This is a genomic window from Yoonia sp. GPGPB17, from assembly GCF_037892195.1.
Classification (GTDB): domain Bacteria; phylum Pseudomonadota; class Alphaproteobacteria; order Rhodobacterales; family Rhodobacteraceae; genus Yoonia.
This window is the reverse complement of sequence record NZ_JATACI010000002.1, coordinates 304967-329966: the sequence shown is the minus strand read 5'-3', so window position 1 is coordinate 329966 and position 25000 is coordinate 304967. Positions and strand designations below refer to the sequence as shown.

General features: G+C 56.8%; 24 protein-coding genes, 4 pseudogenes and 1 riboswitch. Of the genes and pseudogenes, 14 read left to right on the top strand and 14 right to left on the bottom strand.

What is annotated here, in order from left to right:
* The first annotated feature begins 71 nt into the window (after positions 1 to 71).
* The 5 genes from QTO30_RS02005 to QTO30_RS01985 all read left to right on the top strand — a co-directional run bounded on the left by QTO30_RS02005 (position 72) and on the right by QTO30_RS01985 (position 5368).
* The gene (locus QTO30_RS02005; RefSeq protein ID WP_340422167.1) at positions 72 to 587 is read left to right on the top strand and encodes a CoxG family protein; all 516 of its coding nucleotides are present in this window, start codon (positions 72 to 74) and stop codon (positions 585 to 587) included.
* Positions 588 to 620: 33 nt separating this feature from the next.
* Complete coding sequence (locus QTO30_RS02000; protein ID WP_340422166.1) at positions 621 to 1103, top strand: (2Fe-2S)-binding protein; 483 nt, start codon at positions 621 to 623, stop codon at positions 1101 to 1103.
* A gap of 13 nt (positions 1104 to 1116) precedes the next feature.
* Positions 1117 to 3486: a xanthine dehydrogenase family protein molybdopterin-binding subunit gene (locus tag QTO30_RS01995; protein WP_340422164.1), complete on the top strand. Its 2370-nt coding sequence runs from the start codon at positions 1117 to 1119 to the stop codon at positions 3484 to 3486.
* A gap of 54 nt (positions 3487 to 3540) precedes the next feature.
* Positions 3541 to 4329, top strand: coding sequence for an FAD binding domain-containing protein (locus QTO30_RS01990; RefSeq protein WP_340422163.1), 789 nt, complete (start codon positions 3541 to 3543; stop codon positions 4327 to 4329).
* Between the two features lie 94 nt (positions 4330 to 4423).
* Positions 4424 to 5368, top strand: a complete 945-nt coding sequence (locus tag QTO30_RS01985) for an XdhC family protein (RefSeq protein ID WP_340422162.1) — start codon at positions 4424 to 4426, stop codon at positions 5366 to 5368.
* Between the two features lie 9 nt (positions 5369 to 5377).
* Here QTO30_RS01985 and gcvP read toward each other — a convergent pair whose 3' ends face one another.
* Genes gcvP through gcvT form a run of 3 tightly spaced genes read right to left on the bottom strand, consistent with a single transcriptional unit; the run spans position 5378 to position 9735 of the window.
* Entirely contained in the window at positions 5378 to 8224 is a 2847-nt protein-coding gene (gene gcvP, locus QTO30_RS01980; protein WP_340422160.1) for an aminomethyl-transferring glycine dehydrogenase, read from the bottom strand.
* Between the two features lie 12 nt (positions 8225 to 8236).
* Positions 8237 to 8596: a glycine cleavage system protein GcvH gene (gene gcvH, locus QTO30_RS01975; RefSeq protein WP_340422158.1), complete on the bottom strand. Its 360-nt coding sequence runs from the start codon at positions 8594 to 8596 to the stop codon at positions 8237 to 8239.
* A gap of 14 nt (positions 8597 to 8610) precedes the next feature.
* Positions 8611 to 9735, bottom strand: a complete 1125-nt coding sequence (gene gcvT / locus QTO30_RS01970) for a glycine cleavage system aminomethyltransferase GcvT (protein WP_340422157.1) — start codon at positions 9733 to 9735, stop codon at positions 8611 to 8613.
* 156 nt (positions 9736 to 9891) lie between these two features.
* Positions 9892 to 9976, bottom strand: a riboswitch (glycine riboswitch).
* Positions 9977 to 10149: 173 nt separating this feature from the next.
* On the opposite strand from gcvT, the gene QTO30_RS01965 reads away from it, so the two are divergent.
* The 4 genes and pseudogenes from QTO30_RS01965 (at position 10150) to QTO30_RS01945 (ending at position 12710) form a co-directional block, all read left to right on the top strand.
* Complete coding sequence (locus tag QTO30_RS01965) at positions 10150 to 10578, top strand: VOC family protein (RefSeq protein ID WP_340422156.1); 429 nt, start codon at positions 10150 to 10152, stop codon at positions 10576 to 10578.
* Between the two features lie 80 nt (positions 10579 to 10658).
* Positions 10659 to 11266: pseudogene (locus QTO30_RS22010) on the top strand (DUF1194 domain-containing protein).
* Complete coding sequence (locus QTO30_RS01950; protein WP_340422153.1) at positions 11263 to 11988, top strand: DUF1194 domain-containing protein; 726 nt, start codon at positions 11263 to 11265, stop codon at positions 11986 to 11988. The pseudogene QTO30_RS22010 and the gene QTO30_RS01950 overlap by 4 nt, the downstream one beginning before the upstream one ends.
* 17 nt (positions 11989 to 12005) lie before the next feature.
* On the top strand, positions 12006 to 12710 hold the full coding sequence (locus QTO30_RS01945; RefSeq protein ID WP_340422151.1) for a DUF1194 domain-containing protein: 705 nt from the start codon (positions 12006 to 12008) through the stop codon (positions 12708 to 12710).
* A 155-nt stretch (positions 12711 to 12865) separates the two neighbouring features.
* On the opposite strand, the gene QTO30_RS01940 is transcribed toward QTO30_RS01945, so the two are convergent.
* The 3 genes from QTO30_RS01940 to QTO30_RS01930 form a co-directional block, all read right to left on the bottom strand.
* Complete coding sequence (locus QTO30_RS01940; protein ID WP_340422150.1) at positions 12866 to 13387, bottom strand: MarR family winged helix-turn-helix transcriptional regulator; 522 nt, start codon at positions 13385 to 13387, stop codon at positions 12866 to 12868.
* An 84-nt stretch (positions 13388 to 13471) separates the two neighbouring features.
* Positions 13472 to 13744 (bottom strand): succinate dehydrogenase assembly factor 2, encoded by a 273-nt coding sequence (locus QTO30_RS01935; protein ID WP_340422149.1) that lies wholly within the window; start codon positions 13742 to 13744, stop codon positions 13472 to 13474.
* A gap of 9 nt (positions 13745 to 13753) precedes the next feature.
* Positions 13754 to 14134 (bottom strand): helix-turn-helix domain-containing protein, encoded by a 381-nt coding sequence (locus QTO30_RS01930; protein ID WP_340422148.1) that lies wholly within the window; start codon positions 14132 to 14134, stop codon positions 13754 to 13756.
* Between the two features lie 79 nt (positions 14135 to 14213).
* Here QTO30_RS01930 and QTO30_RS01925 point away from each other — a divergent pair, with 79 nt between their 5' ends.
* Together QTO30_RS01925 and QTO30_RS01920 are read left to right on the top strand one after the other, a co-directional pair.
* Positions 14214 to 15416, top strand: a complete 1203-nt coding sequence (locus QTO30_RS01925) for a pyridoxal phosphate-dependent aminotransferase (protein ID WP_340422147.1) — start codon at positions 14214 to 14216, stop codon at positions 15414 to 15416.
* Positions 15413 to 15811, top strand: a complete 399-nt coding sequence (locus QTO30_RS01920; protein WP_340422146.1) for a hypothetical protein — start codon at positions 15413 to 15415, stop codon at positions 15809 to 15811. Before QTO30_RS01925 ends, QTO30_RS01920 begins: the two co-directional genes overlap by 4 nt.
* A 60-nt stretch (positions 15812 to 15871) precedes the next feature.
* Here QTO30_RS01920 and QTO30_RS01915 read toward each other — a convergent pair whose 3' ends face one another.
* From QTO30_RS01915 to QTO30_RS01885, 7 genes and pseudogenes are all read right to left on the bottom strand, one after another.
* Positions 15872 to 16369, bottom strand: a complete 498-nt coding sequence (locus QTO30_RS01915) for a copper chaperone PCu(A)C (RefSeq protein WP_340422145.1) — start codon at positions 16367 to 16369, stop codon at positions 15872 to 15874.
* 64 nt (positions 16370 to 16433) lie between these two features.
* The gene (locus tag QTO30_RS01910; protein WP_340422144.1) at positions 16434 to 16793 is read right to left on the bottom strand and encodes a hypothetical protein; all 360 of its coding nucleotides are present in this window, start codon (positions 16791 to 16793) and stop codon (positions 16434 to 16436) included.
* Positions 16794 to 16864: 71 nt separating this feature from the next.
* Positions 16865 to 17605: a leishmanolysin-related zinc metalloendopeptidase gene (locus QTO30_RS01905; protein ID WP_340422142.1), complete on the bottom strand. Its 741-nt coding sequence runs from the start codon at positions 17603 to 17605 to the stop codon at positions 16865 to 16867.
* A gap of 96 nt (positions 17606 to 17701) precedes the next feature.
* A complete protein-coding gene (locus QTO30_RS01900; protein WP_340422141.1) occupies positions 17702 to 18652 on the bottom strand; it encodes a 2-hydroxyacid dehydrogenase in 951 nt (316 codons plus the stop codon).
* Positions 18649 to 18987, bottom strand: a complete 339-nt coding sequence (locus QTO30_RS01895; RefSeq protein ID WP_340422139.1) for a tRNA-binding protein — start codon at positions 18985 to 18987, stop codon at positions 18649 to 18651. The genes QTO30_RS01900 and QTO30_RS01895 overlap by 4 nt, the downstream gene beginning before the upstream one ends.
* Positions 18980 to 19796 (bottom strand): annotated as a pseudogene (gene proC / locus QTO30_RS01890) (pyrroline-5-carboxylate reductase). The gene QTO30_RS01895 and the pseudogene proC overlap by 8 nt, the downstream one beginning before the upstream one ends.
* Before the next feature lie 336 nt (positions 19797 to 20132).
* A protein-coding gene (locus QTO30_RS01885; RefSeq protein ID WP_340422136.1) for an IS3 family transposase occupies positions 20133 to 21340 on the bottom strand; the annotation gives its coding sequence in 2 pieces (ribosomal slippage) (positions 20133 to 21016 and positions 21016 to 21340; 1209 coding nt in all).
* 169 nt (positions 21341 to 21509) lie between these two features.
* On the opposite strand from QTO30_RS01885, the gene QTO30_RS01880 reads away from it, so the two are divergent.
* Positions 21510 to 22361 carry a type IV pili methyl-accepting chemotaxis transducer N-terminal domain-containing protein gene (locus QTO30_RS01880; protein WP_340422134.1) on the top strand — a complete coding sequence of 284 codons (852 nt, stop codon included), beginning with the start codon at positions 21510 to 21512 and terminating at the stop codon, positions 22359 to 22361.
* Positions 22362 to 22420: 59 nt separating this feature from the next.
* Here QTO30_RS01880 and QTO30_RS01875 read toward each other — a convergent pair.
* Positions 22421 to 22922: pseudogene (locus QTO30_RS01875) on the bottom strand (YbjN domain-containing protein).
* A gap of 374 nt (positions 22923 to 23296) precedes the next feature.
* Between QTO30_RS01875 and QTO30_RS01870 the strand changes: the two are divergent.
* Positions 23297 to 23821 carry a hypothetical protein gene (locus QTO30_RS01870; protein ID WP_340422133.1) on the top strand — a complete coding sequence of 175 codons (525 nt, stop codon included), beginning with the start codon at positions 23297 to 23299 and terminating at the stop codon, positions 23819 to 23821.
* 132 nt (positions 23822 to 23953) lie between these two features.
* Positions 23954 to 24986, top strand: a pseudogene (locus tag QTO30_RS01865) (M42 family metallopeptidase).
* Positions 24987 to 25000 lie beyond the last annotated feature (14 nt).

Below are 25000 nucleotides of genomic sequence, written 5' to 3'. Positions count from 1 at the left end.
AATCCGTGCCACCGGCTTCACAAGTGCTACAATCCTTGTTCAACTGCTTGCAGAAGACTGTAGGAAAACCCATGAACCTAGCCGACGCCAGGGATATCGCCGCGCCACGCTCAGCCGTCTGGGCTGCCATCCTCGATCCAGAGGTTTTGAAGACTTGTATTCCAGGTTGCCAAGAGCTGTCGGGATCCGTCGCGGATGGGTTTGAAGCCATCGTGGTGCAAAAGGTCGGTCCCGTGAAGGCGACCTTCAAGGGTGCGGTCGAAATCTCGGACATTGTAGAGGGCGAAAGCCTCACCCTAACGGGCCAAGGCAAGGGCGGCCCGGCCGGTTTTGCCAAGGGCGCCGCGAAAGTCAGTTTTGCCGATACCGACGATGGCGGCACCCTGCTCACCTATGACGTAGAGGCCAAGGTTGGCGGCAAACTAGCGCAACTGGGCAGCCGCATCATCGATGGCTTTACCAAGAAACTCGCAGATCAATTCTTTGAGCGGTTTCAGGACGGGTTGGAGGACCCTGCTGAAACCGATGAAACCGACGAAGAAGACGAGAAACCGAAAAAGGGCTGGATTGGGCGCATGTTAGGCTAACGCATCAATCCGGCAATCTTATGGGAGGAAGATATGCCAACAATAACAATGAATGTGAACGGGGCGTCCGTCTCGGCAGAGGTCGAGAACCGAACGGTGCTCTCTGCCGCTCTGCGCGAGGAGCTTGGTTTGACCGGCACCCATATCGGCTGCGACACCAGCCAATGCGGCGCATGTGTCGTGCATGTCAACGGCAAGGCCGTAAAAGCCTGCACGATGTTCGCGGTCGAAGCCGACGGGGCCGATGTGGACACCATTGAGGGCCAGGCCCATGTCGATGGATCGCTGAACGTGATCCAGCAGGCGTTTCAGGATCACCACGGCTTGCAATGCGGCTTTTGCACCCCCGGCATGATCATGAGTGCCGCAGCCCTTTTGAAAGAAAATCCAAAACCGACCGAGGCCGAAATTCGCGACTATCTGGAAGGCAATATCTGCCGCTGCACCGGATATCAGGGCATCGTCAACGCAATCATGGCAGCAAGCGGTCAATCAGCCGCCATTGCGGCAGAATAGGGAGGACAAGGATATGGCAGCAGACGGAGGAATGGGTCACGCCACCAAACGCCGTGAAGACGTGCGTTTCCTGACAGGACGTGGCAAGTACACTGACGACTACACCCCCGCCAAGACCACCTATTGCGCCTTTGCGCGCTCGACCGTGGCCAATGGCAAAATCAACAGCATCGACACATCGGCAGCCGCCGACATGCCCGGCGTTGTGGCTGTGTTTACGGGCGAGGATTTTGCCGAAGTCGGCGGCAACCCGGCAGGTTGGCTGATCAACAGCCGCGATGGCGAGCCGATGAAAGAACCCAAGCGGCCCGTTTTGGCCCATGGCAAAGTGCGTCATGTTGGCGACGCCTATGCCGCAGTAGTCGCAGAGACGCTGGAACAGGCGATGGATGCGGTTGAGGCACTGGATGCGGATATTGATGAGCTCGACGCCGTGATCGACATGGCCGACGCATTGGCCAACAGCACTACGCTGGTCCATGATGAAATCGGCACAAACCAGTGTTTCGACTGGGGCTGGATCGAAGACAACCGCGCTGCGACAGATGAGGCCATCAAGAATGCGCCGCATGTGACAACGCTGGAATTGGTCAACAACCGCTTGGTGCCCAATGCGATGGAACCACGCTGTTCGATTGGTGAGTATGACCCCGGCACGGGCGACTACAAGCTGACGACAACCTCGCAAAACCCGCATCTGACGCGGCTTTTGATCAGTGCCTTTGTGATGGGTATCCCCGAGAACAAGCTGACCGTGCACGCACCCGACGTCGGCGGCGGCTTTGGGTCCAAAATCTATCACTACGGTGAAGAGGCACTGGTGTTGGCGGCCGCGAAAAAGCTGAACCGCCCGGTCAAATGGACCTCGACCCGGACCGAGGCGTTCCTTTCGGATGCCCATGGTCGCGACCATGTAACCAAGATCGAGCTGGCCTGTGAAAAGGACGGCACCTTCATCGCCTTCCGGACCGAAACGATGGCGAATGTCGGCGCTTATCTGTCGAACTTCTCGACCGCGACGCCGACCTTCCTGCATGGCACGCTGATGGCGGGTAACTATACCGTTCCCAACGTCTATGTGAACGTCAAAGCCGTGTTCACCAATACGGCCCCGGTCGACGCCTATCGCGGCGCGGGACGGCCAGAAGCGACCTTCAGCCTTGAGCGTGTCATCGACAAAGCCGCGCGTGAGTTGGGCATCAACCCTGTTGAAATCAGGCGCAAGAACTTCGTCAAGCCTGATCAATATCCTTTCGCCTCAGCCGCTGGTCTTGAATACGACAGCGGCAACTATGATGCGCTGATGGATGGGCTGGAAAAACGTGCCGATATCGCAGGGTTTGAAGCCCGCCGCGCTGAAAGCGCCAAGAACGGTAAGCTGCGTGGTCTGGGTATTAACAGCTATATCGAGGCTTGCGGGATTGCGCCATCCAACCTTGTAGGCGTCCTTGGCTCTCGCGTTGGCCTTTATGATGCGGCCACGGTACGGGTGAATGCCACCGGCAATATCTCGGTCATGGTCGGCGCACACAGTCACGGGCAAGGACACGAGACGGCTTTCCCGCAGGTCGTGGCGGATATGCTGGGTGTTGACCCGATGTCGGTAGAGATCGTCCATGGCGACACCTCAAAAATCCCATTCGGCATGGGCACCTATGGGTCGCGCAGTCTTGCTGTTTGTGGTTCTGCCGTGTTCCGGGCGACTGAGAAGATCATCAAGAAGGCGACACTGATCGCCGCCCATATGATGGAGGACAAACCAGAGAACGTTGACTTCGAAGATGGGGCATTTTCAGTCAAAGGCACCAACAAGAAGGTCAACTTCGGAGATGTCGCGCTGAAGGCTTATATCCCGCACGATTTCCCGATTGAGGACATCGAACCAGGGTTAGAGGAAACCGCCTTCTACGATCCGGCCAACTTCACCTACCCATCCGGCGCCTATGCCTGCGAGGTCGAGGTTGATCCGGACACTGGCAAGGTCGACATCTGCTCAATGGTCGCGATGGATGACTTCGGCAATGTCGTCAATCCGATGATCGTGACCGGACAGGTCCAAGGTGGGCTGGCCCAAGGGATTGGGCAGGCGCTGTTGGAGCATGGGATCTATGATGAGAATGGGCAACTTCTGTCCGGCTCACTCATGGATTATGCCATGCCGCGCGCCGATGATTTGCCCAGCTTCGTGGTCGATCACAGCCATGCCACGCGCTGCACCCATAACCCCATCGGGGTAAAGGGCTGTGGTGAGGCAGGTGCCATCGGATCACCCCCTACGGTGGTCAATGCCGTGGTCGACGCGTTGCAGCGCGGTGGCCATGACGTGGAACACATCGATATGCCGGTATCCCCCGCGCGTGTCTGGGAAGCGATGAACGGATGATCTGGATAGCGGTGGGGTGGCACGCCCGCCCCACCCACCAGAGAGGAGAAATAGATGTATAATTTTGAATTTGCGAAACCCAAAACAGTGGCAGAGGCCGCCAATGCGATGGCGGTCGAAGGTGCGCAAGCACTCGGTGGCGGGCAGACCCTGTTGCCAACCATGAAACAGCGCCTGGCCTCACCCGAGGTGCTGGTCAGCATGACCGGCGTCGCGGAGATGGTCGGCGTGCGTGCAGACGGTGACACAGTGACCGTCGGCGGTGCCACAACCCATGCCGAGGTCGCCGCCGCGACGGCGGGCCTTTTCCCTGGCCTTGCTGGTCTGGCAGGCAATATCGGCGATCCAGCTGTGCGCAATCGCGGGACCATCGGTGGCTCATTGGCCAACAATGACCCGGCTGCCTGCTATCCGGCGGGCGCATTGGGATCGGGTGCCACGATCACAACAAACAAACGCGACATCGCGGCGGACGACTACTTTCAGGGTATGTTTGAAACCGCGCTCGACGAAGGCGAGATCATCACATCGGTCAGTTTCCCGGTGCCGGAAAAAGCCAACTATCAGAAGTTCGAACAGCCCGCGTCACGCTTTGCGCTGGTGGGGGTCTTTGTCGCAAAGACCGCCGATGGGGTCCGCGTGGCTGTCACCGGAGCATCCAATAATGGCGTCTACCGCTGGTCGGAGGCCGAAACAGCGCTGAATGGCGATTTTTCGGAAGGCGCGATCGCGGGCATGTCCGGCAACGCCGATGACATGATTACTGACCTGCATGGAACAGGTGCGTATCGCGCCCATCTGGTTGGGGTCCTGACCCGCCGGGCCATCGCCGCCTGCGGCTAACACCCCCTGTTGAAGAAAGACCACGACGGAACACCGTCGTGGTCCCCATCCGCCCATTGACGACACCACGCACGACAGGGCAGGAACCGCATCTATGAACACAGCCTTCAATCACGCACCCACTGGTGCAGATCCGGTCCGCGCGATCCTTGATGCGCGGGGGCCAAGTGTTCTGGCCGTCATTGCAGGGGTCGAAGGGCCGTCCTATCGCCCGCTTGGGGCGATGATGGCTGTGATGGCGGATGGCAGCCGGGTTGGCACTTTGTCGTCCGGCTGTATCGAGGCCGACATTGCCTTACACGCGGGCGACGTGCTCGCGACAGGTGCCCCTAGAATGATCCGCTATGGTCAGGGGTCGCCCTTTGTCGATATCGAACTGCCTTGTGGTGGGGGCCTTGATATCCTGCTGGTGCCAAATCCGGATAAAGAGGCGCTCGGCCAAATCGCGCTGCGGCAAGCGGCGCGGGAAGACTGTAGCCTGACCATCAATATCGACAGCGGCGCGATCACCTTGCAAAAACCTGCCGAAACAGGCCGTATTGGGCAAAAACTGTCGGTGCGCTTTGACCCCGCAATCCGTTTCTTGGTTTTTGGAAAAGGGCCGGAAGCCAGCACTTTTGCCGCGCTGGTCCAATCGGCGGGCTATCCAAACCTGCTGCTTTCACCAGATAGTGAGACCTTGCAGGCTGGTGTCGGGGCTGGATGCCCTACGCGACATATGACGCAGCATGGCTTTCCCAAAGGCCTGCAAACAGATGACCGCACTGCAATCGTGCTGTTCTTTCATGACCATGACTGGGAACCGCCGATCCTGAAAGAGGCGGTGCAGACCAATGCGTTCTATATCGGATCACAAGGGAGCCAACGTGCCCGCGACAAGCGACATACGACGCTTGCGCAGATGGGGGTATCGCCCGCCGATATCGCAAGATTGCGCGGTCCGGTGGGGCTGATACCCTCTGCACGCGACGCGGGCACCCTTGCCGTTTCGGTTCTTTCGGAAATCCTTGCCGTTGCGATGCAAAGGCCGAAAACCTGACGAACGGCGTTACTCTGCGGCCTGCGCATAATCCTCCATCGGTGGGCAGGTGCAGGTCAGGTTGCGATCACCCCAGACGTTGTCGACCCGGTTGACCGGCGGCCAGTACTTATCGACGCGGAAAGCACCCGCCGGGAAACACCCCGTTTCACGGCTATAAGGACGATCCCAGCCTTTGACCAAGTCCTCCATTGTATGCGGTGCGTTCTTGAGCGGGTTATTTTCTGCATCCATCACCCCATCTTCGATGGCCTTGATCTCTGCACGAATGCCCAGCATCGCATCACAAAAGCGGTCCAGCTCCGCTTTATTCTCGGATTCTGTCGGCTCAACCATCAATGTGCCCGCGACTGGCCATGACATCGTCGGCGCGTGGAACCCGCAATCAGACAACCGTTTCGCGATATCATCCACGGTGACATTGGCACTATCGGCAAAAGGCCGGGTGTCGATGATGCATTCATGTGCGACACGGCCCGTTGGCCCTTTATAAAGCACATCAAAGGCACCTTCGAGGCGTTTGGCGATGTAATTGGCATTCAGGATCGCCACGCGCGTCGCCTGCGTCAGACCCTCACCACCCATCATCAGACAGTAAGCCCAGGAAATCGGCAGAAGTGAAGGCGAACCATATGGCGCCGCACTGACCGCCCCTTCCCCTTCGTTCGGATCACCCGGCAAATGTGCAATCAGATGCCGCTTCACGCCAATCGGGCCCATGCCGGGGCCACCGCCACCATGTGGAATGCAGAATGTCTTGTGCAGATTTAGGTGGCTGACGTCACCCCCCAGATCCCCGGGGCGGCTGAGGCCAACCATCGCATTCATATTGGCCCCATCGATATAGACCTGACCGCCTGCATCATGGGTGATCTGGCAAACGTCGATCACGGTTTCCTCGAACACGCCATGGGTTGATGGGTAGGTGATCATACAGGCGGCCAGACGATCTTTGTGCTCGGCCGCCTTGGCCTTGAAATCATCAAGATCAATATCACCATTCTCGGCTGACTTCACCGGAACAACCTTCCAGCCGACCATTTGCGCAGAAGCAGGGTTCGTGCCATGTGCGCTCATCGGGATCAGGCAGATGTCGCGTTGCCCTTCCCCGTTTGTCTGGTGGTATCTGGCGATAGACAACAGCCCGGCATATTCGCCCTGCGCGCCAGAATTCGGCTGCATCGAGATCGCGTCATAGCCCGTCACATCGCAGAGTTTGGCCGACAGATCGTCGATCATTTCAGCGTAACCCAGCGCCTGATCTTTGGGGCAAAACGGATGCAGCAAGGAAAACTCGCGCCAGCTAACGGGCATCATCTCGGCCGCAGAATTCAGCTTCATCGTGCAAGAGCCCAGTGGGATCATCGCACGGTCCAGCGCAAGATCACGGTCCGCAAGCCTGCGCATGTAGCGCATCATTTCGGTCTCGGCCCGGTTCATGTGGAACACCGGATGGGTCAGGAAATCACTGGTCCGGATCAGCTTGTCCGGCATGTTGTAGTGGGGGGTATAGTCCTTGTCCTGGCGTGTGATGCCAAAGGCGCGCCAGACTTTCTCGATCGTCGCAGGGCGGGTGCGTTCATCCAGCGTAATCCCGACAGCAGTTTTGCCCACAGCGCGCAGGTTAATCCCCTCGTCCACGGCAGATTTCATCACGGCGGATTGCAATGGGCCCACATCCACGGTGATCGTGTCAAAGAAAGTCGCTGGACGCACATCGAAACCACCCTGCTTCAGACCTTCCGCCAAACGGGCGGTCTTGCGGTGAATACGCTGGGCGATCGCCCGTAATCCCTCTGGCCCATGAAAGACGGCGTAGAAGCCCGCCATGACGGCCAGCAAAGCCTGCGCCGTACAGACATTCGACGTCGCTTTTTCGCGCCTGATATGCTGCTCGCGGGTTTGCAGTGATAAACGGTAAGCCCGGTTGCCATGACTGTCGATAGACACGCCTACAATACGGCCCGGCATGTTGCGGGCATAGGTGGATTTTGTCGCCATATAGCCAGCATGAGGGCCCCCATAGCCGACAGGCACGCCAAAGCGTTGCGTTGTGCCGACAGCGATATCGGCGCCCATGGCACCGGGTTCTTTCAACAGCGTCAGTGACAGCGGATCAGCCGAGATGATGCCAATGGCTTTGCTCTCGTGCAGCTTGGAAATGTGATCGGTGAAATCGCGCAGGTGGCCATATGTGCCCGGATACTGAAAGATCGCGCCAAACACGGCTTCGGCATCAAGGTCATCAGGATTGCCAACTGTGATCTCGATCCCCAGTGGTGCCGCCCGCGTTTTCATCACCGCGATGTTCTGCGGATGACAGTTTTCATCAACAAAGAACCCTGTCGCCTTCGACTTGCTGACCCGCTGCGCCATCGTCATTGCCTCGGCGCAGGCCGTCGCCTCGTCTAGCAAGGATGCGTTTGCGATTTCAAGGCCCGTCAGATCGGACACCATTGTCTGAAAATTCAGCAGCGCTTCAAGCCAGCCCTGGCTGATTTCGGGCTGATATGGGGTGTAGGCGGTATACCACGCCGGGTTTTCAAGGATGTTCCGCTGTATCGCAGGCGGTGTGACCGTGCCGTGATACCCCTGCCCGATCAACGATGTCAGTACCTTGTTCTTGGACGCAGTGACACGCATATGATGCAACAGTTCACGCTCTGACTTGGGTTTGCCAAAGTCTAACGGTGTCTTCTGACAGATCTTAGCAGGCAGCGTATCGTCGATCAGCGCATCAATATCTTTCGCCCCAATCACCTGCAACATCTCGTCCATTTCAGCGGGTGATGGGCCAATGTGCTTAAAGCGATTGGCAAAATCATAGGGCAAATAGTCAGTTGGCGTGAAAGTCATCGGTCAGGTTCCTTAGGCAATCATCGCGTTATAAGCAGCTTCATCCATCATGCTGTCCAGTTGCGAGGGATCAGACGGTTTGATCTTAAAGAACCACCCCGCACCCATGGCATCGCTATTGGCAAGGCTGGGATCATCGGCAAGTGCCGTATTCACTTCAACAATCTCGCCGTCTACGGGGGCCATAATATCAGAGGCAGCTTTGACACTTTCGATCACGACGATCTCATCATCTTTGGCAACTGTTGCACCGACCTCGGGCAGTTCAACAAAGACCAGATCACCCAGTTGTGTCGTTGCATGCTCGGTAATACCGACAACATATGCGTCGCCCTCGGCGCGCAGCCATTCGTGTTCTTCAGTGTATTTCATGGTGTTTCTCCCTTTTATCGTTTGAAGTTGGCTGGTGTGAACGGCAATTTGGTGACGGTCAAAGGCTGGCGCTTACCGCGCAACTCGCCATAAACGCAGGTGCCGATGTCGGTATGTTCGGCCGTGACATAGCCCATCGCCATGGGCCCGCCGATCGTGGGGCCAAACCCGCCAGAGGTAATCGTGCCGATAGGGTCAGTTGCATTCTCATCAGCGTAAAGCGTGACGCCTTCACGCATCGGTGCGCGGCCATCAGGCCGCAGCCCGACACGCTTGCGCATCACCCCATCCTGAAGCTGGGCCAGAATGTGATCTGCACCCGGAAACCCGCCAGCGCGGCCCCCACCGCGGCGGCGCACCTTCTGAATGGCCCAGGTCAAAGCGGCCTCAACCGGCGATGTCGTCTCATCAATGTCATGGCCATAGAGGCAAAGCCCGGCCTCCAGCCGCAGGCTGTCGCGCGCGCCAAGACCGATTGGTTCGACATCCGCATGATCTAGCAGCGCCTGTGCGACCCTTGGGGCATCATCCGCCGGGACCGAAATCTCGTATCCGTCCTCGCCGGTATACCCAGACCGCGACACCCACGCCGCAACCCCCAACAGGTCAAGTGTTGCGACATCCATGAATGCCATATCCGCAGCACGTGCATCCAATGCGCTTAACACCGCTTCAGCGGCGGGACCCTGTAATGCCAGCAGCGCACGATCAGTGATTTCCGTGACCCTCAGTTCTGGCGCAAGTGTCGCTTGCATATGGGCGATGTCAGCCGCTTTGCAGGCCGCGTTGACAACCAAAAAGACATAATCACCACGGTTCGCCAGCATCAGATCGTCTGCGATCCCACCGGCTGCATTGGTGAAGAAACCGTAGCGCTGACGCCCCACTGAAAGACCAAGGATATCGACGGGTATGAGCCGCTCCAACCCTTTGGCAGCGTCGGCATAGCTTGCGCCCTGCACAACAACCTGCCCCATATGGCTGACGTCAAATAGGCCCGCCTTGGCACGGGTGTGCAAATGTTCCTTCATCACACCGAGGGGGTATTGCACAGGCATCTCGTAGTAAGCGAACGGAACCATCTTGGCCCCCAACGACACGTGCAATGCATGAAGCGGTGTTTTGTGCAGATCAGCCATGTCTTGCCTTTCTTCAGCCGACAAGACTTGCATCAAATCAAGCGGCACCTTCTTTGCGCCAAGCTAAACCTGCGCTTCGGTGCCTCCTCTGTCCACTTGCCTGAGATCGCTATCCCTTCGGCGGGTGCGCAAAGCACCACTCTCCAGAGTGTTTGTATCCTGACGCTGGTCCTGCGGCCTGAGAGTTTCCGAGGCAGTTGCTCCTTCGGCACCAGTTGTCTGGTTCTCCCAACATCAAGATGTATTTGTTTCGTATCGGAAACGGGCCCGCCGTGGCAAGCCATATCTGAACGAAAACACTCAAAAACGCGTTAACCCGTGTCAGCGTTGAGATCACGACAATGCCCAATCGGGCATTTACTGTCACGCTCGAACGGCTAGGCTATAGTGAATGCCAACCGACTGGAGAGCCTGATGTCCCTCAAATACCTGCACACGATGGTCCGCGTAAAAGACCTAGAAAAATCCATGGCCTTTTATGCTTTGCTGGGCCTGAAAGAAACCCGACGATTTGATCATGAAGGCGGACGGTTCACGCTTGTTTTCATGGCACCTCCGGGGCAAGAAGACTGCCCGGTCGAGCTGACTTATAACTGGGATGGCGATGATGCCCTGCCAGATGATAGCCGTCATTTCGGCCACCTCGCCTACCGTGTGTCGAATATCTATGAGACCTGTCAGCACCTGATGGACAACGGCGTGACCATCAACCGCCCACCGCGCGACGGACATATGGCATTTGTGCGTTCTCCCGATAACATCTCGATCGAGCTGCTGCAGGAAGGCGATGATCTACCCTCGGCTGAGCCTTGGGCAAGCATGGAAAATACCGGGCATTGGTAAGAGCTTGGCTTCTCTGCAGTCTTTGCTTGGCGGCGGCTCCGGTTGAGGCTTGCCGCCTTGCTTTGGTCTTGGCACTTGACGTGTCATCCTCGGTCGACGCTGAGGAAGACCAACTGCAACGCTATGGCTTGGCTGCTGCCCTGCGCGCGCCCGAAGTCGAAGCAGCGTTCTTTTCTGCACCTGAACCCGTTGCCATTCAGATTTTTGAATGGAGCGGGCAGCGCAATCAAACTGACTTGCTGGATTGGACGCTGATCAGAACGCCCGCCGACCTCTTTCTGGCTGCCAATACTTTGACCCAAAGCAAACGCAGTATCAACGACATGCCCACGGCCATAGGTTACGCATTGGGCTATGCCTCCATCAAACTGAAAGAAGCACCGGCGTGCTTGTTTCAAACGATCGACGTCGCCGGAGATGGCATCAACAACGACGGCTTCGCGCCGCAGCGGCTACCTATGCTGCCTTTCCTTTCGATGGGGTGATCGTCAACGGCTTGGTGATCGCGGGCGCAGATGCTGCGGTGCAGCCCTACTATGAGACGCAGGTGATCCGGGGACCCACCGCCTTTGTCGAAGTGGCACACGGATTCCGAGACTTTGAGAATGCGATGCGGCGCAAACTGGTGCGAGAGCTGTCAACGCAAATGATCGGGCGTATCGCAACCGGACAGGAGGTGCGGGGGTGATCCGGTTTTGCCTGCTTTTCCTGCTTTTGCCGGTCATGGCGCAGGCCGCTTGCAGGCAGGCAATATCGTTGGGTTTGGATGTGTCCAGTTCCGTCGATCAATCCGAATACACCCTGCAACTGGAAGGGGTCATCACGGCCCTGAACGCGCCCGTCATCATGGATATCCTGTTCTTGCAGCCGGATGCACCGGTACGCATTCATGTCTTCGAATGGAGCGGGCCGATCAACCAAACCGTCATCGTGCCATGGACCACGTTAAATACGCCAACTGACCTGGCGACTGTGACGGCACGCCTGCGTGCGCATAGGCGCGGCGTCCCCGCGCCCACTACCGCGGTCGGGTCAGCGCTATTGGCCGGGTTTTCTTATCTTGAGCAGCATCCCGATTGCTGGATCCGCACACTTGATCTCTCTGGTGATGGGGAAACCAATACCGGTCCTTTGCCTGAAACCATCCCCGATACACAAACGCCCTCTGGCGTCACCGTGAATGGGCTGGTGGTGGGATCCGGCAACTTTTTTGGCGATCAGGTCAGCCGGAATGCCCTTGCTGATCTCGAAGTCTACTACCGTGAAAACGTCATCCGGGGGCCTGTAGCCTTTGTCGAAGTCGCGGAAAACTATGATGACTATGCCGCGACCATGGAACGCAAACTATTGCGTGAACTGACGGCTTTGGCTGTTGGACGGGTTGAGACCGGCCGCGGTTCCGGCGGGTGATACGCATAGCCTTACTCATGCTGTTACTGCCAGCACTTGCCGAGGCCGCCTGCCGACAGGCCCTTGCCTTAGGTCTGGATGTGTCGGAATCCGTCGATAGCGTCGAATACCGCTTGCAGCTGGACGGGCTGGCGACCGCGCTGAGCAGCACGCGTGTGCGGCAGATGCTTATCGCGCAGACCCAAGCGCCCGTGCACCTGTTGGTCTACGAATGGAGCGGGCCGCAAAGCCAAACCGTCATCATCCCCTGGACCTCAATCACCAGCCCCGCAGATCTCTCTGCGGTCACAACGGCGTTGCGCAACCATCAGCGCCGCCCGGCAGCGCCTACCACTGCAATCGGCTCCGCGCTTTTGGCTGGTTTTACCTTTCTGCGCCAACGACCCGACTGCTGGAAGCGCACGCTTGATCTTTCCGGTGACGGGCAATCAAACACTGGACCACGCCCGCAAGATATCAGCGAAAATCACACCCCCACCGGCGTGGTCGTGAATGGATTGGTGATTGGCTCAGGGAACTTACGCGGCGACGATGAACACTTCGCCGACATCAAAGAGCTTTCGTCTTACTTCAGATCCAACGTTATTCGCGGATCAGGATCCTTTGTCGAGGTCGCCTTGGGTTTTGAAGATTATGCCGCTGCGATGGAACGCAAACTGATGCGCGAACTCGCAAGTTTGGTCGTCGGGCAAGCGGACCTGCCGCTTGGGCAAAGCCGCTGATGATACCATCTTCACAAGAAATGGGCCGGTACTCCAGCGCACCAGCCCATCTTAACCGTTATCCTCGTTACTAACTTCTTTGTTTCTAACAAACTTTTGCGCATTTTCCTCCTGCGCAACCCAAGTAAAAACAATTTTTCTTACTTTAAAGTAAATCAGTAAATATAGCGGATTTGTTCGGTCCAATACCGCTCAACCCGGCGCAGGGCGACGGTGATGTCTTCAACACCTTGCTGATCCAGCACCCCCCGGTCCATCAGCCCTTCAGAGTGGGTGCGAAACAGCCGCGTGACCAAAATATGCACGCCGCGTCCTTTTTCAGTCAGGCGCACCCGCACAGACCGGCGGTCAATCTCGCTGCGTTCATGGTGCATATATCCCGATTCAACCAATTTCTTCAGGTTGTAAGACACATTCGAGCCTTGATAATAGCCACGCGATTTCAACTCGCCTGCTGTGACTTCGTTGTCACCGACGTTGAAAAGCAAGAGAGCCTGTACCGCATTGATCTCAAGCAACCCGACCCGTTCAAATTCATCTTTGATGACATCAAGTAAAAGTCGGTGAAGACGTTCCACCAGATTGAGCGCATCAAGATAACTGCTCATAAAAGCCGCACTGCGCGCAGGCAGCACGTCGGGCGTTTCTGGTTGATCCAGGTCAGGGTGAATGCTCATTATTTCATTGCTCCATTATCCGTCCGCGACCAGACGATAAAATGAAACAAAAAATAATCAGTTAAGCCACAATTTTGGGCCTAATCAGTCAGGACGCGTGACACCTTCGGCCTTACTGGCAATCTGTGTTACAAGATCAAGATACTGCGCAGGTGTGGGAAACTGCCCACCGATCCAGCCATAGATGTCGTGATCATTCTCTGACAAAAGCTGATCGTAAAGCGCCAGCGCCTCATCCGAAAACCCATGCAGATGCGCCTCTGCAAAGGCTTGCAGGATCAAATCCATTTCCTTGATGCCACGCCGCATCGACCGCATACGCAGGCGTTTGATCTTGGTGTCATGAGGCTCGGTCATGCTAGTCCTTTAGCGCCGTGCGCAACCGCTTTTCCAGCCACCCAGTTTCTCACCAGATTGCGCGATTTGCCCCCGCAGTGCGCGCATCTCGGCCAGTAGATCCACCAAATCACCGTTCATTGGGACATCGTCTTCAGGCGCTTCGGGGCCATCACCTTCGCCAGTCAGAAGCCAGCTCATCGACACACCTACAATCCCGGAAACCATTTGCAAGCGGTTTGCTCGGGGTTCCTTGAGGTCATCTTCCCAAGCCTGAATAACGGCCAGTTTGACACCCAGCTTGTCTGCCAGACCCTTTTGATCAAGGCCTGCTGCATCACGTGCACCTGCCAAACGATCACCGAAGGTCGCCGTATCGGCGCCATACCAGTCCTGATCTTGCGCCATCATGTCATCCTTCATTCTCTTGCTATTCAACCCATGAGCGTTCTATGTCACAAGCATTGCCTTTTTACCATCGGATCACCAAATGACCTTTCTCTCCGCGACACTCAACCGCGTCAAACCGTCCCCCACGATCACTGTGACGACAAAAGCTGCGGAACTCAAGGCAGCGGGCCGCGATGTGATTGGGTTGGGCGCGGGCGAGCCTGATTTTGACACACCTCAAAATATCAAAGACGCCGCCGTCGCAGCAATTGCCGCTGGCAAGACGAAATATACAGCCGTCGATGGCATTCCAGAACTGAAAGAAGCGATTTGCGCCAAGTTCAAACGCGACAATGATCTGGCCTATGAGCCAGCGCAAGTCACCGTCGGCACCGGTGGCAAACAGGTCCTCTACAACGCCTTCATGGCGACACTGAACCCCGGTGACGAAGTGATTATTCCCGCCCCCTATTGGGTCAGCTACCCCGATATGGTGCTGCTGGCCGGTGGCACACCCGTAACGGTCGAAGCTACGCTTGAAGCGAACTTCAAGATCACTGCGGCGCAGTTGGAGGCCGCGATCACGCCAAAGACCAAGTGGTTTCTGTTTAACTCGCCCTCCAACCCAACAGGTGCGGGCTATAGCTGGTCAGAGTTGAAAGACCTGACAGATGTGCTGCTGCGCCATCCGCATGTCTGGATCATGACCGATGATATGTACGAACACCTGGCCTATGGGAATTTCAAGTTCTGCACGCCTACCCAGGTGGAACCGCAACTCTATGACCGGACACTCACCGTTAACGGCGTGTCAAAAGCCTATGCGATGACCGGCTGGCGGATTGGGTATGCCGCAGGGCCAGAGATGCTGATCAAGGCGATGCGCAAGGTCCAGTCGCAATCGACATCCAACCCCTGCTCAGTCAGCCAGAATGCCGCCGTTGAGGCCTTGAACGGGACGCAGGATTTTCTGGCACCGAACAATGCCCTTTTCGAACGAAGGCGTGATCTGGTGGTCTCGATGCTGAACAAGGCGCCTGGTATTGTCTGCCCAAAGCCCGAGGGTGCGTTCTATGTCTACCCTTCCATTGCTGGCTGCATTGGCAAAACCACCGCCGCAGGCACGGTCATCGACAATGACGAGGTCTTCGCCACCGCACTACTGGAAGAAACCGGCGTTGCGGTCGTCTTTGGGGCCGCGTTCGGCCTTAGCCCTAACTTTCGCGTCAGCTATGCCACCTCGGATGAGGCGCTGAAGGAGGCCTGTCAGCGGATTATCACGTTTTGCGAAGGGTTGGCATGACGGACCTACCAGAGCTTTACTTTCGCATTCGTGACAACGGTGCAGCGGTTTTTCGCATCAACACGGAAAACCGCGAGCGGCGGATCGAAATGGATCAGATCGCGGTCGTGAACACGAACCGGGGGGATTTCAAAGCCCAGGGCGACAACACGCTAAGCCCCGAGGAAGAGACGGTCATCAATGATTGGCTGCAATCGCGGCTGGCGGTATTGGCGGCACGGGATATGGACGATATCCATCGCGCAATTGACCATTTGAACCTGACCGCACAATGGGCACAGGCGAAAGCCAGCGATGCTCAGCTGGAAGAGATTACAGACGATCTTTTGATGGCGATGCATGATCTGCGCAGCGTGTTGGTGCGCAAGAAATCAGATCGAGTCACCAAGAGCTAAGGGCCGCAGGCAGATGAAAACGGGCAAGCAGGCATTTCGCCGCCCTGCCCGTTTTGCAGATCAGTGGCCGCTATGGTCCATCTCACCGTGGTCCATCTCACCGTGTCCGTCCATCTTGCGTTCCTCGACATGGAAGATCACATCCAGACGACCGGCCTCTTCAAAGACCAGCGTGGCGGGAACTTCTTCATCCACTTCAAAGGGATCACCCCCGAGGCCCATGAACATCACATGCAACCCGCCAGGTTGCAACGTAACGCTCTCACCAGCAGGTACCACGATCCCGTCTTCCAAATGCATCATCCGTGCGACATCGCCATCCATCTCGGTGGTGTGGATTTCGATGCGCGGGAAATCCGCCTCAACGGCAATGAGGCGGTCATCCGCGCTGCCCGTATTGGTGATGGTCATGAACCCACCAGCCGTCTGCGCGGTTTGGGCCGTTTCAAAGGCCATCGGGTGATCAACGACAAGATCGCCAACTTTGTATTCATGTGCAGTTGCCGTGGTCGCAAAGGTAAAAAGAGCAGCAACAGCTGCATAGGACATCAGTTTCATATTAGGTCTCCGGTGTGGGCCAGCTTGAGGCCGCGTAGATTTGATCAGTTCGGGTAAGAAAGGATCACGCAACCGGGGGCGCACGCACCGGACAGGCGGGATTTGCCGTCTGTGCCACCCTCAGGGCAGGAATTGCGCCCATCCGTTGATGCAAGGTAACGGCGATTTCAGACAACCGTACCGTGGTATTGGCAGCCACAACAGCCACATCAACCAATCGGCAGGCGTCGCAGGTTTCACCACCACCACCAAAGCCCGGCTGACCACAAAGGTCATCGAGTGAACCACCCGCCGCCACATAGGCAAGAAGGCTGTCGTCAACATCGGCCGGTGCCCCGCGATGCGCAAAGCTTGACCCTGTCATCGCCACAGCGACGGCGAGAACAACAAGAAGACGTGCAAAGGATGTCATCAAATGGCGCATATTGATCCTTATATAGACCGCGCAATTGCGCCGCACCAGACCCGAAATCTGCGGCACAACGTCATTTCAATCTAGCAAGGCACGGTGCGTGGAACCGGCCTGTCAACACGACACAGATCACAGATGCGCACTGCCTCGGTCAGGCCCATCAGGGCCAACTGTCGGAAACTGGGCAGGGTAAATGGGTCTGCGGCGTTATAGTCGACCTCATAGCCAAGATCTTCGAACGACGCGATGGACATCCGGCTGAGCGGGCGGTTCGCACCTGACAAGAATCCTGTCAACAACTCATCACCGAAAATCAACTCGCGCCAATGTCCTTCGCGCGTCCCCGCCCCGCCGGTATTGGCGATGGGCACAAAAGGGCCGCCATCCGGCAGAAGCGCCGCAAACTCGCGTGCTGCAGCAGGCCCGGTAAAACGCGGATCATTCGTACCGCTGGCGGCGATCAAACCGTTAAACGTCCATAACGTGCCGAAACCCAGAACATGGGCCATCTCATGCAGGATCACATCAGCAAAACTACCCTCGGCCTCTAATCGCGTGATATCAGCATCATCAAATTGCATCACCCCTTTAACAGGCAACCCGGTATCTTCGCGCAAGACCGTCGGCCCGGCCTGCCCCAACACTCCGGCCGCACCGTCAATCGGCGCAATGTTTGCCTCGATTGCAAGGCCAGTCAGCCGATCACCATCCACGTCCAAAGGATCAAAGCCAGTGTTCAAGGCACGGTCCCACCTGCGGGCGGCAGCTTCAAAAACCGCGCGGCGCGCGGCGGACATGTCACCAATAAAGTCGAGCGTAATCATGCGCATTCTCCTTTGATACACAGATTAGCCCTAATGACACCTGCGCCCAAAAACTGACCGCCGCCATGAATGTGCGGGCAGGTTCTCGCCAGAAAGCTAGACGACTTGCGGCAGAGGCCTGCCTTCATCCCAGGCGATGATGTTATCAAGCGCCATCTGGCCCATCGCCTCGCGCACCTCCAACGCGGCTGTCCCCAGATGTGGGAGCAGCACAACGTTTTCCATCGCACGAAAGGCATCGGGCACGATGGGTTCGCTGGCAAAGACGTCCAGCCCCGCGCCCGCAATCTGCCCCGATTGCAAGGCGGCAATCAACGCATCCTCATCAACCACATCGCCGCGCGCGATATTGACGAAGATGCCCTCGGGCCTCATTGCGGCCAGTGCATTCGCGTCAATCAGATGTGTGTTTCCGCCCCCGCCGGGCACCGTGACGACGATGATGTCGCAAGTACCCATCAATTCAGTCAACGTCGCCACTTGCTCTGCCGGAAATTCAACGGGCTTTTGTGAGCGATTATAGTACTTCACCGGCATCTCAAATCCGAAATGGCAACGGCGCGCGACGGCCTGCCCAATGCGACCCATACCGACGATGCCGACAGTCTTGCCTGTGACATGGGTGCCCAACATCTGCGTGGGCCCCCAGCCATCCCATTGATCGGCGCGAACCAACCGTTCACCCTCTCCGGCACGACGACACGTTGACAGGATTAACGTAAGACCAATATCAGCGGTGGCGTCTGTCACAACGTCAGGCGTGTTTGACACGGCGACACCTGCTTTGGCCGCTGCCACCGCGTCAATATGGTTGTAGCCGACACCAAAATTGGCCAGCACCCCGCAGCGGATGTCATCGCCAAAGGCGTCAGCCGTGAACTGATCACCCAAGGTTGGCAAAATCGCATCATAGTCACGCAAAGCTGCCGCAGCCTCGGTCACGGTCAGGCCATCAGCCGTATCACGTAACGTGACATCGTATCGCGCACGCGCCGCCGCCAGATTGGCATCCGGCAAACGGCGGGTGATCAGCAGTTTCTTCTTCAATGCAAACGCCCCCCAATCGGCACGGTATGGTCAGGGCCAACTAAAACGACCTCGCCAGTCTCATCCGGCATGCCAAGGACCAGCACCTCGGACATGAATTTTCCAATTTGACGCGGTGGAAAATTCACAACCGCCATAACCTGACGCCCAACAAGTGCCTCTGGCTGATAGTGCGCGGTGATCTGCGCCGATGTTTTCTTCTCGCCAATCTCATCGCCAAAATCGATCCATAGTTTGATCGCAGGCTTGCGCGCCTCCGGATAGGGTTCGGCGCGCAACACGGTCCCGACGCGCACATCAACCTTCAGAAAATCATCGAAACTGATCTCACCCATTTGCCAGCTCGCGTGACCGTTTGGCAGCAGCTGCAACAGCGCGGCGCAAAAGCGGTGGGAACCCGGTCTCAAAGTCCATCAAAACCTCAAGTGCGGCTTGGGTGGTGCCATTGGGCGAGGTGACATTGACCCGCAATTGCGCGGGGGTCACATCGTCTTGCTCGGCCAACTCTCCGGCACCGGCCACGGTCGCCTTGGCCAATTGCATGGCAAGGTCAGCCAAGCAGACCTTCGGCCATTCCGGCTGCCGCAAGGGTTTCGATCAGGTGAAAGACATAGGCCGGGCCAGAGCCTGACACGGCAGTAACCACATCCATCTGCTCCTCACCGTCAAGACGCACAACATCGCCCACGGACAACAGCAGCGCCTCGGCAAGGTCCATCTGATCGGTGGACACTTTGCCATTGCCAACCATTGCCGTGATCCCACGGCCAATCGCGGCTGGCGTATTCGGCATGGCCCGCACGATCGGGGTCTCTTGGCCAAGTATATCTGCAAATGTCGCAATCGGTGTGCCCGCCGCTATTGAGATCACCAGCGTCTTGCCATTGCCCAGCGCTTTGAGGTCTGGCAAGGCGTCGTCCATCATCTGCGGTTTGACGGCAACAATCGCCACCGCGGGGTCCTTGGGCAGCTTACCCCCGATCTGTACACCCTGCTCTTTAAGCCAAACAGAGGGGTTCGGATCAATCACCGATACTGACAAAGGCGGCAGCCCCGTGCGCAGCCATCCTTCCAGCATGGCAGACCCCATTTTGCCGCATCCCAGCAAAACCAGCCCGCGCTCTGCAACATCAGTCATATTCATGGAAAGTCACCTCTTAAATCACTCCCAGCAGGTTAAACAAACTCGCTGAAAGGGGGAAGATACGTTTTCGGCAATGGCCCGATCAGGCCGAGACAAGTCGCCACTTTTTTGAACATTTTCGCACGAATATTAGGCATCTAAACATGGTAAACCGCCTATCAAACATTAGCCAGAATCCCACCCAGAAAATATCAATTTCCTCACCTCTAAGCTGAACACAATATCGTCGTTGCAAGTATTACATTATTTTAAATCTGCACCTTAGCAGACGCAAAGCCACCGTTAAAAGTAACCACATCACACGCATTGTGATCCAGCCCCTGTTTCACCGGACACCTAAGCGGTTTCGGTCTTGGCCCTGATGAACTCGCGAGGCGATTTCCATTTCAGGCCGCTGTGTGGGTGGTTTTCGTTATAGTCTTCGATCCAGTCTCCTATCAATGACAGCACGGTTTCGGCGTTTGGCAATGGTTTCACGCGGACGTAGTCGCGTTTGAGCGTCTTCACAAAAGCCTCCGACATGCCGTTGGATTGCGGGCTTTTCACCGGCGTGAAGCAGGACTTCAGGCCCAGTTGTTGCGCAAAGATGCGTGTGTCCCTCGCAGTGTAGGCGCTGCCGTTGTCGGAGAGAACCTCGACTTGTTCCGACGCACGGTGGGTGCCGAACCTGCTCTCCACAGCTTCCAGCAGCATGTCGCGCACATCCGACCCGCCGATCCCGGCATTCGCCACGGCCCGCCATGAGATGATCTCGCGGTCATGGGCATCGATGAGGAACGCCAAGCGGATCACGTCGCCGTTCCAGCAAGCGAACTCCAGGCCATCGCTGCACCAACGCAGGTTTGAGCGCATCATGATGACTTTGCCATCGTGGTTTCGCTCGGGTCGATCAAAGCCGGATCGCTGGAGCAGCAAGTTGTTGCGCTCCATGATGCGATACACGCGCTTATGGTTAACAGCCGGTAAACCCTGCGTGCGCAGCTCTCGGTTCAGCAGTGCTGTAATCCGTCGATAGCCATAGGTCGGGCGCTTCGCCACAAGCGCCTGGATGCGTGGCAGGACCGCCGCGTCTTGGGCTTTATGATAGCCCCGACGCGGCTTTGCGCTCCCGCTCACACGGTCGTGCAGGTTGGAACGAGAGACCCCCAAAACATCAGCGACGGTCTTCATGGCAAATCGTCCCGTTTCAACGACTGCGCAAGCAAGGTCGGTTTTTTTGCCCGTGACTTGTCGAGGGCCTCTTTCAGAATCTCGACTTCCATCGTCTTGCGCCCGAGCTGGCGTTCGAGTTCCCGGATGCGGGTTTCCATCTCTCGCGCGGTCTTGTTGCCGGTGACGCTGTCATCTTCTGCCACGGCGATGCTTCCCCCTTCGAGCATGAGCTTGCGCCAACGATACAGAAGATTCGGGGCCACGCCATTGCGACGCGCAACGGCGGAAATGCTCTCACCCTCATACATGGTCTCTTCCACGATCCGCAGCTTATCCGCCGCAGACCAACGACGGCGGCGGCCACCGTCGGTAATGATTTCAATCTCAGACATGAGCATGTGCTTAAGGCTATCCTTAAGCCTCCTTGGTCAGGCCAAGATGTCCGGTCGAAATGGGGGCCAGTTCACATTGCGTGTGACCTAAAAGGATTCATGATGAAAACGAAAGCGAGATATCTTGCCGTCTTGGCGCTAAGCTATTCTGCTCGCCCTGACAGCATCCGTGCAAGCGTCCCCGCCCCAGAATGTACCGATTGCAGAAGCCATCGAAGAAAATGCACAGGAGAGGATAAACTTCTCCGGCGAGCTTAGAATGCTGTCACAGCGCATTCCCTCTGCGGCCTGCCATCTGGACAGAGGCATTGCGGTTGAAAGTGCACGCGCGCTTCTTGAAGGCGCTACAGCAGAATTTGAGCAGATACTGGCGGCGTTGGAGTTCGGGGACGAGGATCTAAATATCATCATGCCCGAAACGCGCCGCAAATCGCTTGCGCGTATCCACGAACTTCGGGCGCTTTGGGGGCCATTTAAGGCAGCCGCTGATGTGGTTGTCGCAGGAACCGAAAGTGAAGCCGCGATCAACTACCTTCTAAACGAGAATCTTGCGGTGTTAAGTGCGGCACAGCTTGTTGTCGAAGAACTGGTCAAACAATACTCCAATCCAAACGCCGCGACACGAGCGTCATTGATGCTCATCGACATTTCTGGCCGCCAACGCATGCTAACCCAGAAGATGTCAAAGGAAACCTGCACCATTACCGGCACCCATCATATAGCTGAAACGCTCGAAGCATTGGGGGAGACAGCACGCATCTTCGAGGCATCGCTCCACGCTCTCCGATTTGGGATGCCGTCTGTGGGTGTAGGTCCGCCACCTACTGCGGAGATTTCGGCTGGGCTGGCAGGTGTCCTTGAGGATTGGGATGCCGTGAAGCCTTTCGCAACTGAGGTTTTGGCCGGAGGCGATCTTGATAACGACGACCATGCCCGCAAGTTCATGATGCTGAATATCACGATGTCCAATATGAACACCGTGGTGGGCATGTATACCGGCGCAGCACGACCGAACTCTTAGCGCCACTTCGGTGAATGCAGATCGATCATTCGCGCTGCATTCGCTTTATTCAGCAAACCTTAGGCCCGCCCGTAGGCACCACCAATCGCGACTTGCACGGCTTCTTCGGCATTGCGATCCGCCCAGGTCACCAGTTGGATCGCAGGATAGTACTGCTCACAGGCCGCAACGGCAGCACCGATCATCGTGTCGATCTGATCCGGTCCTGCAACCTGATCACCCGTCAACATCAGCCCATAGCGGTACACCATCAACTGCTGCTCATCCCACCATGTAAATGCCCCGGCCCAGCAACGGTCATTGATCACATTCAGCGTTTCATAAAGCGTCGATCCGTTCTGCTGGGGGCTCCATTTCAAAAGTACAAATCAATCGCAACGTCTCATCATAGGCAGACCACGCCAGCGTGATCGAATAGGTGCGCCACTGGCCCTCGACGGCCATTGCGATTTGGTCATCGTGGATGCGGTCAAACTCCCACGCGTGGTGTTCTGCGATGTGTTCCACCAAATCAATCGGGTGAAGATCATCAGCCTCAAGGTAATGTTCGGACAATGCCATATGCTCGGCCTCACTGCGTTGGCGCATGGGTCATGGCAGTGCCCAAGCGCTAGGTGCCTGCTCTAGGGGCGGTGTTCTTCACCGTTCCCCCTACTAGATATCGTGGCCAATCGCGGCGCACCTGTAAAGCAATTTCTTGGGGATAAATGGAACGCCGCAAAGGTTTTGTGGATATTTGGACTCCGTCACACCCACATAACCGCGTAAGGCCTTCGCGATCACGTTGATAGAACACAGCGGAAATTATGACAGGGGAACAACTATAAGCAGATTTTCGATCTTTTATCCCACAAGTGCTTTCCTCCAAATCAGGCTCATGATAGGGCGTTTTTGAAACGGACTACACTCCATCATTTTTCAAGGACGACGAAAACATGCACAAATTTGCATCAATCATTGCAATCATCGCGCTTACCTCTGGTTGCATGCAGAACCCCGGCACTGCAGCTGTTTCGTCAGAAACTCCAACTCAAGTCAATATTGAAACGCCTCAAGCCGAACAGGCAAGCGCATCTAGTGATACGGTGCAAATCACAGTAGACGACAGCTTTGCTGGATATGTTCTCCAGTGGGACAGCAATGGGGCGGAAACTTTCATCCGCTACCGTCCGATAATGGAAAATGACCAGATGTATATCTGTGGTGCATACAGCAACCGCGGAGGATCCATTTTTTCTCGGCTTGGACGTCAGGCGTTGAACGGTTCAACCGTGAAAATGAATGGCAACACCGTCATGAGAGGGCTTGGGTTCTTCAACGTCGTATCCAATGCAAACCGCCAAGCCGAGCTTGTCGGAACGACTGCGTTCTGCAGCAACACCGGTTTGTCCCCGAGCCGAGAAGAGTTCGTGACAGTACGGATTGATGTGCCAACGGGCCGATACCGTATTCAGAAGTAACAACAGATGGCCGTGCTGCCGGAGCATGGGCTTTTGTCGCTGAATGCAGTAAAATGTCTATGGTTTCACCATAGTTAACTTGCTTTGGATAGCATCGCCTAGCATTGACTGAGACAAAAAGGAGCACCGAACATGAACACTGACCTTCTCAAACGTCTTTGCGAAATGCCCGGCGTGCCCGGCCATGAAGAACGCGTCCGCGAACTGATCACCTCGGAGGTGAAAGGGCTGTTCGATCTCGATTGAAACTGACCCTATGGGCTCGCTCCTATGTCGCCGCGATGCCACCAAAGAGGGCGCGCCCAAAGTCATGCTGCTCTGCCACATGGACGAGATCGGATTTCTGGTCAGTCATGTCGACAAAAACGGCTTTCTCTACGTCCTGCCTGTGGGTGGCTTTGACCCCCGCAATCTGTTTTCCCGCCGCGTGCTGGTTTGCACTGATGATGGCGATTTCAAGGGCGTGATGAACCCAGGCGGCAAGCCCGTCCATATCTCCTCGCCGGAAGACCGCAAAAAAATCCCCGAGGTGGGCGAATTCTTCATCGACCTCGGCCTTGGCAAGGCGGCCAAGGATATCGTCAAGGTCGGCGATTTTGTGGTGATGGACGAACCCTTCCTTGAGATGGGGGATAAGTTCGTGTCCAAGGCGCTCGACAACCGCATCGCCTGCTGGCTGGGGATCGAGGCGATCCGGCATCTGGGCAAAAAGGGACGCGGCGCTGAAATCCACGTGGCTTTCACCACACAAGAGGAGGTCGGGCTGCGCGGCGCCCGCACCTCGGCCTATGCGATCAAACCAGACATCGGGTTGGGCATTGACGTGACCCTGTCCTGCGACACCCCCGGCATCCCCGACAAGGATGCTACGACGATCCAAGGCAAAGGCTTTGGCCTGCACGTGCGTGACAGTTCCTTCATCGCGGACAAAGGGTTGGTGCGGGACATTGAGGCGCTCGCCATCAAGAAAAAGATCCCCTACCAGCGGACGATGCTGGCCTCTGGCGGACAAGACGGGGCCGCCGCTCAACAAGCCGCAGCGGGTGCGCGGGCAGTGGGGATCACGGTGGGAACGCGGTACATCCATACGGTGACCGAAATGATCGCCAAGGACGATTTGCAAGCGGCGCTGGACATTCTGGTGGCGTATTTAGGGGAGTTTTAGGGGTAGGGGCACGA

Bases quoted from the DNA above. Each gene is read 5' to 3' on its own strand.
- QTO30_RS01935 (WP_340422149.1), bottom strand. From the start codon at position 13,744: ATGACCGAGCCTCATGACACCAAGATCAAACGCCTGCGTATGCGGTCG.
- QTO30_RS01945 (WP_340422151.1), top strand. From the start codon at position 12,006: ATGCTGTTACTGCCAGCACTTGCCGAGGCCGCCTGCCGACAGGCCCTT.
- QTO30_RS01930 (WP_340422148.1), bottom strand. From the start codon at position 14,134: ATGATGGCGCAAGATCAGGACTGGTATGGCGCCGATACGGCGACCTTC.
- QTO30_RS01995 (WP_340422164.1), top strand. From the start codon at position 1,117: ATGGCAGCAGACGGAGGAATGGGTCACGCCACCAAACGCCGTGAAGAC.
- QTO30_RS01985 (WP_340422162.1), top strand. From the start codon at position 4,424: ATGAACACAGCCTTCAATCACGCACCCACTGGTGCAGATCCGGTCCGC.
- gcvT (WP_340422157.1), bottom strand. From the start codon at position 9,735: ATGGCTGATCTGCACAAAACACCGCTTCATGCATTGCACGTGTCGTTG.
- gcvH (WP_340422158.1), bottom strand. From the start codon at position 8,596: ATGAAATACACTGAAGAACACGAATGGCTGCGCGCCGAGGGCGACGCA.
- QTO30_RS01905 (WP_340422142.1), bottom strand. From the start codon at position 17,605: ATGATTACGCTCGACTTTATTGGTGACATGTCCGCCGCGCGCCGCGCG.
- QTO30_RS02000 (WP_340422166.1), top strand. From the start codon at position 621: ATGCCAACAATAACAATGAATGTGAACGGGGCGTCCGTCTCGGCAGAG.
- QTO30_RS02005 (WP_340422167.1), top strand. From the start codon at position 72: ATGAACCTAGCCGACGCCAGGGATATCGCCGCGCCACGCTCAGCCGTC.
- QTO30_RS01895 (WP_340422139.1), bottom strand. From the start codon at position 18,987: ATGGGTGAGATCAGTTTCGATGATTTTCTGAAGGTTGATGTGCGCGTC.
- QTO30_RS01965 (WP_340422156.1), top strand. From the start codon at position 10,150: ATGTCCCTCAAATACCTGCACACGATGGTCCGCGTAAAAGACCTAGAA.
- QTO30_RS01925 (WP_340422147.1), top strand. From the start codon at position 14,214: ATGACCTTTCTCTCCGCGACACTCAACCGCGTCAAACCGTCCCCCACG.
- QTO30_RS01915 (WP_340422145.1), bottom strand. From the start codon at position 16,369: ATGAAACTGATGTCCTATGCAGCTGTTGCTGCTCTTTTTACCTTTGCG.
- QTO30_RS01870 (WP_340422133.1), top strand. From the start codon at position 23,297: ATGCACAAATTTGCATCAATCATTGCAATCATCGCGCTTACCTCTGGT.
- QTO30_RS01940 (WP_340422150.1), bottom strand. From the start codon at position 13,387: ATGAGCATTCACCCTGACCTGGATCAACCAGAAACGCCCGACGTGCTG.
- gcvP (WP_340422160.1), bottom strand. From the start codon at position 8,224: ATGACTTTCACGCCAACTGACTATTTGCCCTATGATTTTGCCAATCGC.
- QTO30_RS01990 (WP_340422163.1), top strand. From the start codon at position 3,541: ATGTATAATTTTGAATTTGCGAAACCCAAAACAGTGGCAGAGGCCGCC.
- QTO30_RS01920 (WP_340422146.1), top strand. From the start codon at position 15,413: ATGACGGACCTACCAGAGCTTTACTTTCGCATTCGTGACAACGGTGCA.
- QTO30_RS01910 (WP_340422144.1), bottom strand. From the start codon at position 16,793: ATGCGCCATTTGATGACATCCTTTGCACGTCTTCTTGTTGTTCTCGCC.